We start from the raw sequence: 13,642 nt of genomic DNA, 5'->3' as shown, positions 1-13,642 counted from the left end.
CGCTGCCGCGGTCACAACCCACCACCTTACCTCCTCTGCTGATGCAGCATTGGCAGAGGCCTCAACGGAGCATCCGATGCCACACGTCGTCCTTCTCGGGGATTCGATCTTTGACAACGCTGCCTATGTCGCGCACGGGTCCGACGTAGTGCGGCAGCTGCGGGAGCGGTTGCCGGAGGGGTGGCGTGCAACGCTAAACGCCGTCGACGGCGCCATCACAAGCGGCGTCGAGCGGCAGCTTGAACGGCTCCCCCAGGATGCTAGCCATCTTGTCGTCAGCGTCGGTGGCAATGATGCTCTTCGTCATGCAGGGATTCTGGAGCAGGGGGCCTGTTCGGTGGCCGAGGTTCTGGACAGGATCAGCGATATCCGGGAGGAATTCGAGCACGACTACTGTACGATGCTCGAGGGGGCGCTGGGCCAAAACCTACCCACCGCTGTCTGCACGATCTACGAGGCGCGCTTTCCCGACTCACAGCGTCGTAGACTTGCCGCAACTGCCCTGACGGTCCTCAACGACGTCATCACCCGGGCGGCGTTCTCGCGCGGTTTGCCGCTCGTCGACCTGCGCTTGGTATCGAATGAGGACGCGGACTTCGCCAATCCTATCGAACCGTCAGTGCAAGGTGGCGCGAAGATCGCGGCAGCCATCGCGGCACTTGTAGTCGAGCACGATTCAGCCGGACGTCGGTCGTTGGTCTTCGTCGGCTAAACGGCGTAATCCCGCCCGATCGTCTGCACTCCCGATGGTCGGTCGGACTGAAAGCAACAATTCAGACGGCCAGCACGATCTTGCCTTGAATACTGCCGTCGGCGGCGCGCTCATGTGCGCGCGATGCCTCGGCCAGCGGGAATGTGCTGTCGATGACGACACGCACAAGGCCGTCGTCGAGCAGGCGGGCGGCTTTTGCCAACTGCGCGCCATTGGATCGAACCTGTGTGGATGAGACCGTGATCCCCAGCCTCTCTGTCTCTTCGTGACCAGCGAAGCCCAGTGGGTTGACCAGGAACAGCGCGCCGCCCGGCTTCAGAACATGGAAGAAGCGCTCCATGTCCGCGCCGCCCACCGCGTCGAGGACAAGGTCGACGTCTCGGACGACATCTTCCGCCGCGGTTGTCTTGTAGTCGATGAATTGATCCACGCCGAGATCGCGCATCAGCGCCTCGTTCTTGGCCGATGTCACCGCGATGACGCGCGCGCCCCGCCATTTCGCCAACTGGACGGCCAGATGCCCGACACCGCCTCCGGCACCATTGATGAGCACCGTCTTGCCGTCGAGGGGCACCGGCTCATGCGGTAAGGGCTGGAACGGATTCGGCTCGTCGTGGCCAAGTTCGATCAAGAACTGCCATGCCGTCAGAAGCGACATCGGCGCACCAGCCGCATGAATATGGTCGATGCCGGCTGGTTTCAACGCAACATGCGATGCCGGCACACTGACATAATGCGCGTAGGCATTGCTACCCGTCATCAAGTTATCGGGGAAGCGAACCATTGCGTAGACCTCGTCACCGATGCTGAACTCAGCGACGTCAGCGCCAACCGCTTCAATGACGCCCGACACGTCCGTGCCGAGAATCAGTGGGAAGGACGCGTTGGGTCGCCATTCTGGCGGCAGTGCGCGATAGCCATCCCGCAGATACCAGTCGGGCGGATTAAGCCCGGCCGCCTGGGCTCGGACAAGCACCTCGCCGGGCTTCACACCCGGCCTAGGAGCGTCTTCGTACACCAGCATCTCGGGACCACCGAATGCGTGCAGACGGACTGCCTTCATCTTATCGCTCATTGGTGAAATCTCCGCTCATCCATGTCATTGGAGCGAATCTAGCGGCATGACCGCCGGTTGATAATCGGTGCCGATGGCGGTTAAGTAATGCCATGGCGGAACATATCACTTTGGATCGGCTCACTGGCATCATCGCCTTCGCGCGTGCGGGATCGCTGGGCAGCTACACGGCAGCGGCGCGCGCGCTGTCGATTTCCCCGTCGGCGGTCAGCAAGAGCGTCCAGCGGCTCGAGCGGCATTTAGGAGTGTCGCTGTTTACCCGTACAACGCGCTCGCTCACCTTCACGCCCGAAGGGCGCGACCTGCATGAGCGCGCGCTGCGTCTGCTACGCGAGGCGGAGGAAATAGAGCAGGCGGCAATGACCGCGCGCTCCGAACCATCGGGCACGTTGCGCGTGGCCGCGTCGCTGCCGATCGGACTGCATCTGATCGCTCCGGCTTTACCGGCTTTCCGTCGGCTCCATCCGAACCTGATCGTCGATCTCAGGCTGGGTGACCAGATGGTGGACATGATCGAGGAAGGGATCGATGTCGCCATACGCATCGGTGATCTGGCTGACACCCGGCTACTATCACGCAAGATCGCACCCCATCGGCTTTGCTGCTTCGCCTCGCCAGCCTATCTCGAGGAACGCGGCACACCGACCCATCCCGATCACCTGGAAGGGCACGACACCGTCAACCTTCGATATCAGAGCACAGGCCAGGCCTTTCGCTGGCCCTTCCGGATTGGCGACCGTGAAATCGAGATCGTGCCCAATTCCGGTGTGGTCGCCGATGCCAGCGATGCCGTGCTCATCATGCTGGCAGCCGGCGGTGGGATAGGCATAGGCGCCTCCTTCATGGCGGCTCCCTATGTGAAGCGCGGCGAACTGGTCCCAGTGCTGTCCACGTTCGCGGTCGAGCGAAACAATGTCACCGTGCTCTGGCCGGCAAGCCGACGCGCCAACCCCGCCGTGCGCGCCTTTCTGACCATGCTCGACGCCGCTTTCACTCTGCGAATGGCAGCTTCAAGCATCGACTGATCTGGCGCGGAAGGGTCGCTAACGGGCGAAAGCGGTCAATCCTGCTGATTGGCTGAACGGCAGCTATTCCGGGCACAACGTCCAAAAGCTGCTATTCCGTTTCGGCCCCACTACAGGCCGCCCCTCCTCGTCGAATAGCATTAGACTAGTTGATCGGCTACAACGACCTAGATTGCTAGCAACGGGGAGGGCACATGTCGGCGAGTGCTTACGCATTGACTGGCTTCATCTCGTGGGCGCTGGCCCTGCTGATCGTGATGGAAGTTATCCGGAGCTACCTGGTGATCTCTGGGCAAGTCCCGGCAAACGGCTTTACGCCAGATAACGGAGCCCTCTCCCCGTTTATGCGGAGGTTAGCCCGTGCCCACGCCAACTGCATTGAAGGGCTTCCAATCTTCGGAGGTCTGCTCGGAGTCGCGATCATCATTTCAAAGACAGATGTCACGGATCCCTTGGCCTCCACGATGTTAGGCGCACGTATAGTGCAGTCGGTGATCCACCTCGTCTCAACCAGCCAACTCGCGGTCAGTCTCAGGTTCACCGCGTTCGCTGTGCAAATGGTGATTGGTGCGTATTGGTGCTGGTTGCTGTTGATCTGAAGAGTGGCGGAGCCCCGACGCAAAAGTGGGCCACCTCGATTCCGGGAGCCTTGGCAAACCCACTCCGGATCGTGACCCGAAAGACTGTCCCTTTTGACAGGCGAGCGAACCGCAAAACTGGCAGTGGCAAAACCGCCGTTGAGGCATGATATTGCTGTTGGATTTTGGGGCTACTCCCCAGCTTCGGAGAAGGATCGGCGTTCAGAGAGCAATTTGCACGCCTGGGCGCTGCGGCGCTCCCCAGCTTTTGGCCACACGCACGCCCTGCAAACGCTCGGCTCAAGAGCGCCTGGCAGCGGAGCAGAGAATTGTTGGACTTTGTGAGTGTTAGAGGGAGAGGAACTGAGATTCAACCTTCTCCACCTGCACTTGTTCCTGGCACGCTGGCCTCAGCAGCACCTAATCCTGCCACCCAACCTGGAGGAGCAAGCCAGTGCTACCGAGCTATGTAGACACCGATCGGCTCGCGCTGTAGCCAGGCCTCCGCCCGTCGGGGTTCACCGGCGCCGGGGTGGGGGGGCGGCCTAGGGGGGGCCCAGCAACGCGCACGTCAGCCAAGCTATCTTTGAGTCGCCGGGTCCGGAGACCGCCAGGCTGGATTATACCCGACAAATCTTGTTAGGCTGCCGTTCTGGGGGTCGCACGATGAACGAGGTTGAAAAGCTGGCCGTCGAGGTTGTCGCGACCGGCCTTGGCTGGCCCGAGGGCCCGACGGTGCTGCCCGATGGCCGAATTGTCATCGTCGAAAGCTATCGCAGCCAGCTGACGGCCATAGATCGCGACGGAAGTGCTCGCCAGTTCGCGTATGTTGCCGGAGCGCCCAACGCCTGCGTTCTCGGATCGGATGACCTGCTCTATGTCTGCCAGAACGGCGGCACGACCGGACCTTGGCGGGCTGCGGACATGACGACGCCATCGATCCAGCGGGTTGCCGAAGGCGGAAAGCCGGAAATCCTGCTGAGCGAAGTCGCGGGCATTCGGCTCAATGGGCCAAACGATCTTGTATTTGCTGCTGACGGCCGGCTCATCTTCAGCGATCCCGGCACATACAACCCGGGGAATCCGGACCCAAGCTACATTTTTGCCGTCAACCCCGATGGCAGTGCTTACCTTGCTCTCGGTTTCGACAAGCCGACCTTCCCCAATGGTGTGGCGATCGAAGCCGACGGCTCGATCATTTGGGGGGAGTCCTATACGGGGCGCGTCAAGCGGCAGCGTCCGGATGGTTCCGTCGAAGACCTGGGCCGCCTGCCTGGGGCCAATCCGATCCCGGACGGGCTGAAGGTCGGAGCCGATGGCCGCCTTTATGTCACGGATATTGCCGCCAACGGCATTCACGTTCTGAAGCCCAACGGCACAGCGGAGGGTTTCTTCGTCTGCGGCAAGGCAACGACCAACTGCGTCTTCTCGGGCGAGATGCTTTGGGTGACAAATGCCGGCGTGCTGGCGACCGGCAGCGATCCCTCCTTTGAGGGAACACTCTCCTGCGTGCGTGTTCCGGGAGGCGGTGGACCGACGCATCATGGTCGCATCGGCGGAAAGCAACCGTGAGTAGCTCCTCGTCCGCCTCAAACACAGGCGATGACCGCGGTGCCGGCGGTGCGGCATCGTCTGCTTCGATGGCGGCGTTGAAGTGCCTGTACAGCGTGGCCGCGGTCCGCGTCGCCGCGCGGCGGACTTTGCCACGCCCGGTGTTCGACTTCGCCGATGGCGGTGCCGAGGATGAGCGAACGCTGCGCCGGAACGAGCAAGCTTTTAACGAGGTTGCCATTCTGCCGCGACCACTCAACGGTGCAACGACGCGAGACCTTTCCCTTGACCTCTTCGGCGCGAAACTTGCCATCCCGCTGGGCATCGCGCCAACCGGCCTGGCTGGGCTGTTCTGGCCCGACGGCGAGCGCGCAGCCGCCCGAGCCGCAGCGGCCGCAGGGACATTCTACTGCGCCAGCCACGGATCGGTCTGCACGCTGGAGGATATAGCAGCCACCGGAAGTAGCCCACGGTGGATGCAGGTGTTCGTCTATACCGATCGCGGCTTCACCCGAGAAATGGTGGATCGGGCGCGTGCCTCAAGCTACGACGCGCTGGTGCTCACCATTGATAACCAGATGCTTGGCAACCGTGAACGCGACATCCGCAACGGTTTTGCCATCCCGCCGCGCTTCGGTGTGGCCGGAACCCTCGCGGCCGCCACCAAGGCGGCGTGGCTTCTTCGTATGCGCACCCGACTCCCGAAACTGACTTTCGGCAACTACGCGCGCCCCGGAGATACGGCGACGGTCGGTGCATTGGCGGGCCGAATGGCCGCAATGCTCGATCCCGGACTCTCCTGGGCCGATGTCGACTGGCTGCGCACTGTCTGGTCCGGACCGTTGTTGCTGAAAGGCGTCCTGCATCCCAGCGAAGCCGCCGAGGCTGTAGCCCGAGGAATCGACGGCATCATCGTATCCAATCATGGGGGACGTCAGCTTGACGGCGCCGCCGCATCCCTGGACGCGTTGACGGCGGTTGTCGCGGCTGTCACCGGCCGCGTACCAGTGCTTATCGACGGCGGCATCAGGCGAGGCTCTGACGTCGTCAAGGCCCTGGCGCTCGGCGCCTCGTGCTGTCTGATCGGGCGGCCGCAGTTGTGGGGGCTCGCGGTCGCCGGCGAGGAGGGGGTACGCCACGTGCTCGAACTCTACCGCAAGGAGATCGACCGCGTCATGGGACTGATGGGCGCGCGGAGCCTGCGCGACCTCGGGCCGGACTGTATTTCGTTCGTTCAGGGAATGGGGCCGCTACATGATTGAAGACCCACCACTGCTCACCATCAAGCGCCGTTTCGAACGGCCCGCAGCAGAAATCATCAGTGCTTTTGCGGGCGTGCCGGTTAGCCAGGTCGTAGACGCGATGGGGGGACGCGGCGCCTTGCATTATACGATCAAGCCACTGTCGCCAGCTACTGCGACGATGGTCGGCGTCGCCGTGACCTGTCACTGCGGTCCCGCCGACAACCTCGCCCTGTTTGGAGCACTGGATGCCGCAGCAAGTGGCGATGTCATCGTCGCGGCCACCGACAGCTTTGCCGGTACCGCGGTAACTGGCGATCTCGTGCTCGGCATGGCGCGCAACAAGGGGGTCGCCGGCTTCATCACTGACGGCCTGGTGCGCGACGTTGTCGGGATCGAGGCGGTCGGGTTGCCGGTTTACTGTGCCGGGGTCATTGCGAATTCGCCTGCGCGAAATGGTCCAGGCACGGTCGGATTCCCGGTGGTGCTGGGAGGAGTGACTATCTCGCCGGGAGACATACTGGTGGGCGACCGCGACGGTGTCGCCGTGGTGCCTCGCCTGGAGGCTGAGACTGTGCTGGCCCGGCTCTCCGCCATCAGGGCGGCTGAGAAAACTCTTGATGGCCTGGTGCGGCAAGGTCTCGAGATGCCCGACTTCGCCAAGGTCGTCCTCAAATCGAACAGGGCGCGCTTCGTTGACTGAGATGTGAGCTTCTCTAGCTGCGGGACATATGAAGCGCAACACGATTTCGTCCTTCCGATTTGGCACGAAACAGAGCCAAATCGGCGGCATTGACGAAATCGTTTGGCGTCTCGTTCTCGGTGGGCACCGCTGTTGCGACGCCGACGCTGATGGTCACGCGATCCGGGCCGTGGGGTATGTTCAACTCTCGCACGCTCTGGACGAGCCGCTCGGCGATCGCACTGGATTGTTCCAGTATGGTGTCGACCAGCACGATGACGAACTCTTCGCCTCCGTACCGCGCAGCGAGATCGGTGGAGCGGCCCGAACCGCTCTGGATTACGCGGGCGATTTGCTTCAGCACATCGTCGCCGGCCATATGGCCATAGGTATCGTTGTATCGTTTGAAGTTATCGGCATCGATCATCAACAGCGACAGTGGGGACTGTGCGCGAAAAGCGCGTTTCCATTCAGCCGCCAGATATTCGTCAAAATAGCGCCTGTTACCGAGACCTGTCAGGCCATCGATCCGCGTCAGACGTTCAAGCTCTAGATTTGCACTGATCAGCTGTCGCTGGCTTTCCCTCAGCGCTCGGTGTGCCGAGTCTCGCTGGACGTGATCCAGATAGGCCCGCGTGTGATATCGAATGCGTGCAATCAACTCGATACGATCCGGCAGTTTGACGAGATAGTCGTTCGCGCCCGCAGCGAAGGCTTCGCCCTTGGTGGCTGGATCTTCCTTGCTCGACAGCACAATGACTGGAACCGCGCGTGTCGACGCATGCTTCCTGTATTCTCGCACCAGATGTAGCCCATCCACCCCGGGCATGACGAGATCCTGCAGGATGACGGTTGGCTTTACCTCATCCGCGACCGTCATCGCTCTCAACGGGTCGGTGCAGAAGTGCAAGGAAATATCGGGCTCGTTGGCTAGGGCGCGCCTGACCGCCTCGCAAACCATGATCTGATCATCGATGAGCAGAACCATGGATGAATAGTTATCTGCGAGTGGCGGGACCAACTCTGGTTCTTGCGTCATCGGAAGGGGCCTTTCACGTGGAGCGCTCGCAGGCTTCGATTATACGTGAGCCGATCGCACCCAAAGGAAGAATATCAACAGCCGCGCCGATGTCGGCGGCGGCCTTCGGCATGCCATAGACGGCACTGGTTGCTCTATCCTGCGCGATTGTGAGATGTCCCTTGTCACGGAGCTGTCTCAGCCCGCGCGCACCATCCCTGCCCATGCCTGTGAGCAGAACACCAATCACCGAGCCAGGCCACCATTGCGCCGCACTTTCGAAGAACACATCTACCGACGGCCGATAAACATTGTCCTTGGGGCTGGGCGTATAGCCAAGTTGCTGAGCTGACTTGAAAACCAGATGATCCGCAGAACTGGCAACGAGAACGGTGCCCGCTTGAGGACTATCCCTTTCCCCCGCCGGACGGATCGGGAGACGCGTATGCTGCCCTAGCCAATCAACAAGGCCTGGAACGAACTGAGCATCGAGATGCTGGACGAGCACAATCGCGCCGCCAAAATCAACGGGAAACGCGCTCAGGACTGCGGCAACGGCAGCCGGCCCGCCCGCAGAGGCGCCGATTGCTATCAGGCGTCGAGTTGACGGCTCAGCCGCACGTGACATCCGCCTTTTTGCCTGGGTAGGCGCATCACCGATCAACTTGCCTATCGTTCGTATCTTGTTCGTCAAAAGCCGGGCGGATTGCGAGGACGCGTTGCCTTCGATGCCCACCGACGGAATATCGACTGCGTCAAGCGCGCCATGACCCATTGCTTCGTAGACGCCGGCGAGGTTGGCTTCGATACTGGCGGTCACCAGCAAGATTGAGCACGGGGTTTCCGCCATGATTCTGCGCGTCGCTTCCACGCCGTCCATCTCTGGCATCGCTAGATCCATGAGTATCAGATCCGGCAGATCACGTCTGCAGACCTCGACCGCCTCACGCCCATTGGTCGCGATCCACGCGACCTGATGTTCGCCGGTCGACAGGACCAGTCGACGCAGAAGTTCAACCGCCATCGGCATGTCGTTGACTACGCCGATTCTCATTCGCTGGCTTCCAATCTCGATCTCATCCAGCCGCCTCGCCAATCATGTCCACGACGGCATGGATCAGCGCCTCGTCCTGAAAACTACTCTTGGTCAGATAATAGTCCGCACCTGCGTCGAGCCCGCGCGCGCGATCTTCTTCCCGATCCTTGTATGAAACGATCATAATGGGTGTGTTCTTGAGATCAGCGTCCTTTCTGATCAAACTCACTAGCTCGATGCCATCCATGCGAGGCATGTCGATGTCGGTGACGACGAGATCGAAAGGACCAGACCGGACGGCATTCCACCCGTCCATGCCGTCTACCGCCACTTCGACCTCATAACCGTAATTGCCGAGCATCTTGCGCTGGAGTTCGCGAACCGTCAGTGAATCGTCAATAACGAGCACGCGCTTGCGCCTGCTCGCTTCGGGACCGCCCGCGGCGCGCCGAAGAGCTCGAAATCCGCTGGACGATGCAAGCTTTTCCACCGATCGGATCAGATCGTCGACGTCGAAGATCAGAACAGGCGAACCGTCTTCCATCAGGGCCGCTGCGCTGATGTCCTTGATCTTGGCAAACCGTGGATCGAGAGGTCTGATCACTAACTCGCGTTCCCCGAGAAAACGGTCAACGATCAGGCCGTACGAATCGCCCCGACCCGCATCCACGACGACGACCGATAGTTCGTTCGGTTCCGATCCGGGCTCACCTCGATCGAGCACCTCGCGAGCGGTGACCAGCCCGATCTGTCGATCGTTCAATCGAAAATGCGGCCGGCCCTGCAGGACGTTGATCTCCGTCCGCTGCAGTTTCAAAGTCTTGGAAATGGCAGCGAGTGGAAAAGCATAGGGCTCTCCATCGACATCGACGAGCAGCGTGCGCAGGACCGACAGTGTCAGCGGCAATTGCAGTTGAAATCGGGTTCCGTGGCCAAATTCTGAGGAGACGCTTGCGACTCCCCGGACTTCCTTCGTCATGGCTTGCACTGCATCGAGCCCCACACCGCGACCTGAGACGTCGGTAAGGCCCGCTTTCATGGAAAAGCCTGGCAGAAACAGAAACGCGAGCAATTCGCTTTCGCTGAGTGTTTCAGCACTTTCCCTGGTTGCAAGTTGCCGGGCGACGACGGTCTCGCGCAGCTTCGAGAGCTCTATCCCCCTGCCGTCGTCCACCACGGCTATCTGCAGCAGCCCGGCATTGTGCCTCGCTTCGAGCCTGATGAGCCCCTCTTCGGGTTTGCCCATCGCGAGGCGCTCCTCAGGCGGTTCAAGCCCATGGTCTACAGCGTTGCGCAGAAGGTGCCCCAAAGGGGCATCGAGCTGCTCGAGGATATCGCGGTCGATGCCGGTCGAGCCGCCTACGATCTCCAGTCGCACCCGCTTGCCAAGGGTACGACCGAGGTCGCGGATCATTCTCGCATAGTGTCGCACGCCGTCCTCAAAGGGCCGCATCCGGCTCGCCAACGTTTCGTCGTACAATCTGTTGGCAAGATCGGTCGCTTTCCGATCCACTGAATCCAACTCATCGAAACGCTCCGCCAGGAACGCTTGGCTCAACCGAAGCTTTCGCTGCGCTTCAGCCAGCGCCTCCACCACCGCCGCATCGTTTGAAACCGGCGGCAGCACTGCATGAAGATTGTCGAACGCACTTGCGAGGTCCGATTGAAGTCGCTTCAGCCGTAGCAGCCCGTCAGCGAATGGCCTGAGCCGCCGAGCTTCCATCAGCGACTCGCCAGCCAGCCCGAGCAATCGGTTCAGGCTGTCTGCCGTCACCCGAACCATTCTATCAGAGCCGATGCTGCCGTGGGCTTGCGGTACCGCCTCAACGAGGAGGTTCGCTGAAGAGGTCGTCGCCAGTTGCTCCTGGGCATGATCTGGAGTTGCGAAATCAGCTGCAGAATCTTGGGGCCCGGGCTTTGCCTGGGGGAGGGACAACCCCTCGAACTTCGCGAGAAAGGTTTCGACTTCTGAGTTGGCGCTCTCGCTCGATGATCCCGATGCGATCAATTTCAAAAGGTCAGAACCTTGCAGAAGCGCATCTATATGCTCCCGTCGCACCCTCAGATGCCCGCGTTGCGCTGCGACCAGGCAGTCTTCCATCGCATTTGCAACTTTGACTGCGGGCATCAGGTCGATGATGCGGGCAGCTCCTTTCAGAGAATGCGCGGCACGCATGCATGCTTCCAGAGCGTCGGCGGCGATAGGATCGCGTTCGAGTGCCAGAAGTCCAGAGGTTAGAGCCCGTGACTGCGTCTCCAGTTCGGCCTGGAAGAGGCTGAGCATCGAAACCTGGCTGAAGTCTTCATCTGTCATGCGATGCTCCGATCCAGCATCGTGAGCAGTTGTCGTGGATCGAGACAGCCAACAGCTCGTCCTTGCCATGGCAGCACGGCAACCGTAGCGGCCGACAGTGCCTTGCCAATCATGGCCGGAACAGCGAGAGTGTCGCGTTCCTGGTACCGATGTAAGCCGTGGATCTCATCAACCATAAAAGCAACCCGCTTGTCGCGCTCGCCTACCACGACAAGGCGGCGAAATACCTTGGTTCGTGTGCCTTGTTCCCCTTCCTTGCGCTCGTCTATCCCGAGCAATTCGGCCAGGGACAGGCAAATGAGCAATTCACCACGGACATTCGCAATGCCGAGCAGTGCACTGTTCCTGCGATGTGGAAGTGAATGAACGCGACGAGATTCAGCCACTTCATGAAAAATACCGACCGGAAGTGCCAGCCATTCCTCCCCCAAACGGAAGAGAACGGCCGTCTGCAGCGCGTCGCTGTCTGCCGAATCGATCCCTGCACGACCAGCGTTGTCAGGCCATTCGTCGCGAGATGCCGAGGGAGCTGCACGGTCGAGGAGGCGTCGTGCGACCTTCTTGTAGGTCGGGCAATTGCGGCAGTGGAGATGCTGCTCTAGTAGCGGACATGACTTGTCACCCCGTACGCCTATTTGCCGCCAGCAGTCGTTGATTTCGATCTCCTCCACCGGCTGAGCGATCCTTGTCGAAGCCGCCATCAACTGCCGCTCCTTTTCTGGACCCGACCCAGCCGGCCGGCCAGCGCCTCGGCGCCGTTATGGTCGCCTTGCTTGCTAAGCAGCAAGGCCAGATGGACAAGAGCTTCTCGATGATTTGGCGCGAGATAGAGCGCCTTGCGATAACTTTGCGCGGCTTCGGGTGCAGAACCATCCGCATCCTGGACGAGGCCCAGCAGGTAGAAGATTTCTGCGGAAGGACCGAACTCCCTGAGATGCGCCAGGGCGACCTCCTGTGCCTCCTTTACGCGTCCTGCATTGGCGATCCGTTCAACCGCGATGAGGCTTTCCGAGGCGCGTGCAAGCGGCTTGGCCGGAGCCTGCCCGCGGCCTTCATTGCCAATTGTCGGTCGGAACGGACGAAGAGGCTCGCTCTTGTTGACCTTAGGGCTTGGCGTCCGCACCGGGACGGCGGCCGAAACCTTCGGCGCCGTGGTCTTGACGGGCTCCGATTTCAGAAAGGCGAAGGCCAATGGCCATTCAGCGGAAAGAAAGCCATGCACCCTTGGAAGAGCTGCTTCCGCCGGACCGACCAGAAGAAGTCCATCTTTGGCCAGCAGGTCCTTCAGGCAGATCAATGCGCGATCCTGCAGCTCTCGATTGAAATAGATCAGCAAATTGCGGCAAAGCAGGATGTCATAGACCTCTTGCCCGAAAGGCGCGTGAGAACCGAACAAGTTTCCTACCATGAACCGAACCTGTTTCAGCACCCCAGCAACAGGCCGCAACCCGCCCTCGGCCGCTTCGAAATAGCGATCCTTGAATTCTAAATGGCTGCCGCGAAACGAATTGCGGCCATAGATGGCGTGTTCAGCCGTCGCGATATTGCGGCTGCTGACGTCCACGCCATCGATCTTGAACTCATGCGCCTCAAAGCCGGCATCGAACATGGCCATGGCGACCGAGTAAGCCTCTTCGCCGGTTGAACATGGCAGGCTCAGGATTCTTATCGGCTGAGCAGGCTTGTGCGCGCGCGCATGCCGCGCCAGCATCGTGAACGCTTCTCGGTCGCGAAAGAACCAGGTCTCTGGGATCACCACCGCATTGATCAGCTCCTGCAGCTCCTGCGAGGAACCGGCCAAGTGTTGCCTATAGGCCTGAGGGTTGGTTATCCGGCATGCTTCCATCCGTTCTCTGACCGCCTGACGAACCACTGTCGGACCAACGCTGGCACTGTCCAGTCCAATCGTTTCCGTCAGGAGCTTTTCTATTGCTCCGGTCATTGATCACCTATTGCCGCCTGGCGGAGCAATGCGGTACGAATCTCTTCCGAAAGCAGCGCTTCCACTTTGACCCACTGAATGATCTCCAAACCATCGGAAGCCACCGGCCCAAGATAGGGCGGGGTTCCTGGTTCCAGTCCGAACGGCGCGAAATCGGCCGGGTCTCGCTCGATCGTATCCGTCACCCGTTCCGCGATCAGCCCCAGCAGGCGTCGCTCGCCATCATCCGCCGGATAGCGCGTCACAACGATCCGGGTGCTCAACAGGCGCTCCGATGGTCGGCCAAGCGCAAGAAGGGTGACATCGATCAGGGGGATGGGTATTCCGTTATAGCTGACCAAACCCACCACACCAGTTGGCGCACCCGGAAGAACTTTCACGTCGATATAGGGCAGCACCTCTTCAATTTTGTGGACATCGATCAAGTAGCGATCCGGACCCATGTTGAAGGCGAGGAATAGCATTGTC

The 13,642-nt window shown here is 60.8% G+C and carries 13 protein-coding genes; 6 read left to right on the top strand and 7 right to left on the bottom strand.

Annotation, left to right across the window (positions count from 1 at the left end):
• Nucleotides 1-76: 76 nt before the first annotated feature.
• Nucleotides 77-712 carry an SGNH/GDSL hydrolase family protein gene (locus NKK50_RS15860; protein WP_023743584.1) on the top strand — a complete coding sequence of 212 codons (636 nt, stop codon included), beginning with the start codon at nt 77-79 and terminating at the stop codon, nt 710-712.
• 61 nt (nt 713-773) lie between these two features.
• Here the strand turns inward: NKK50_RS15860 and NKK50_RS15855 are convergent, their stop codons facing one another.
• Nucleotides 774-1,787 carry an NADP-dependent oxidoreductase gene (locus NKK50_RS15855; protein WP_023743583.1) on the bottom strand — a complete coding sequence of 338 codons (1,014 nt, stop codon included), beginning with the start codon at nt 1,785-1,787 and terminating at the stop codon, nt 774-776.
• A gap of 92 nt (nt 1,788-1,879) precedes the next feature.
• Between NKK50_RS15855 and NKK50_RS15850 the strand changes: the two genes are divergently transcribed.
• From NKK50_RS15850 to NKK50_RS15830, 5 genes are all read left to right on the top strand, one after another.
• Nucleotides 1,880-2,812 carry a LysR family transcriptional regulator gene (locus tag NKK50_RS15850; protein WP_023742812.1) on the top strand — a complete coding sequence of 311 codons (933 nt, stop codon included), beginning with the start codon at nt 1,880-1,882 and terminating at the stop codon, nt 2,810-2,812.
• Nucleotides 2,813-3,006: 194 nt separating this feature from the next.
• Nucleotides 3,007-3,411: an MAPEG family protein gene (locus tag NKK50_RS15845; protein ID WP_023682292.1), complete on the top strand. Its 405-nt coding sequence runs from the start codon at nt 3,007-3,009 to the stop codon at nt 3,409-3,411.
• 645 nt (nt 3,412-4,056) lie between these two features.
• Entirely contained in the window at nt 4,057-4,962 is a 906-nt protein-coding gene (locus tag NKK50_RS15840) for an SMP-30/gluconolactonase/LRE family protein (RefSeq protein WP_023693321.1), read from the top strand.
• A 68-nt stretch (nt 4,963-5,030) separates the two neighbouring features.
• Entirely contained in the window at nt 5,031-6,203 is a 1,173-nt protein-coding gene (locus NKK50_RS15835) for an alpha-hydroxy acid oxidase (protein ID WP_352543623.1), read from the top strand.
• A complete protein-coding gene (locus NKK50_RS15830; RefSeq protein WP_023730897.1) occupies nt 6,196-6,885 on the top strand; it encodes an RraA family protein in 690 nt (229 codons plus the stop codon). The genes NKK50_RS15835 and NKK50_RS15830 overlap by 8 nt, the downstream gene beginning before the upstream one ends.
• 13 nt (nt 6,886-6,898) lie before the next feature.
• Here NKK50_RS15830 and NKK50_RS15825 read toward each other — a convergent pair whose 3' ends face one another.
• From NKK50_RS15825 to NKK50_RS15800, 6 genes are all read right to left on the bottom strand, one after another.
• Nucleotides 6,899-7,852 (bottom strand): response regulator, encoded by a 954-nt coding sequence (locus NKK50_RS15825; RefSeq protein ID WP_023669440.1) that lies wholly within the window; start codon nt 7,850-7,852, stop codon nt 6,899-6,901.
• Between the two features lie 64 nt (nt 7,853-7,916).
• The gene (locus NKK50_RS15820; protein WP_023693323.1) at nt 7,917-8,936 is read right to left on the bottom strand and encodes a chemotaxis response regulator protein-glutamate methylesterase; all 1,020 of its coding nucleotides are present in this window, start codon (nt 8,934-8,936) and stop codon (nt 7,917-7,919) included.
• Between the two features lie 22 nt (nt 8,937-8,958).
• Entirely contained in the window at nt 8,959-11,232 is a 2,274-nt protein-coding gene (locus NKK50_RS15815; RefSeq protein ID WP_023815638.1) for a hybrid sensor histidine kinase/response regulator, read from the bottom strand.
• Complete coding sequence (locus tag NKK50_RS15810; protein ID WP_084569959.1) at nt 11,229-11,933, bottom strand: chemotaxis protein CheW; 705 nt, start codon at nt 11,931-11,933, stop codon at nt 11,229-11,231. The genes NKK50_RS15815 and NKK50_RS15810 overlap by 4 nt, the downstream gene beginning before the upstream one ends.
• Nucleotides 11,933-13,174, bottom strand: coding sequence for a CheR family methyltransferase (locus NKK50_RS15805; RefSeq protein ID WP_023734098.1), 1,242 nt, complete (start codon nt 13,172-13,174; stop codon nt 11,933-11,935). Before NKK50_RS15805 ends, NKK50_RS15810 begins: the two co-directional genes overlap by 1 nt.
• A complete protein-coding gene (locus NKK50_RS15800) occupies nt 13,171-13,638 on the bottom strand; it encodes a chemotaxis protein CheW (protein WP_023730900.1) in 468 nt (155 codons plus the stop codon). Before NKK50_RS15800 ends, NKK50_RS15805 begins: the two co-directional genes overlap by 4 nt.
• Nucleotides 13,639-13,642 lie beyond the last annotated feature (4 nt).

Source organism: Mesorhizobium sp. M0001, from assembly GCF_040324255.1.
In the GTDB taxonomy this organism is placed as follows: Bacteria; Pseudomonadota; Alphaproteobacteria; order Rhizobiales; family Rhizobiaceae; genus Mesorhizobium.
This window is presented reverse-complemented; position numbering and strand designations above follow the sequence as displayed.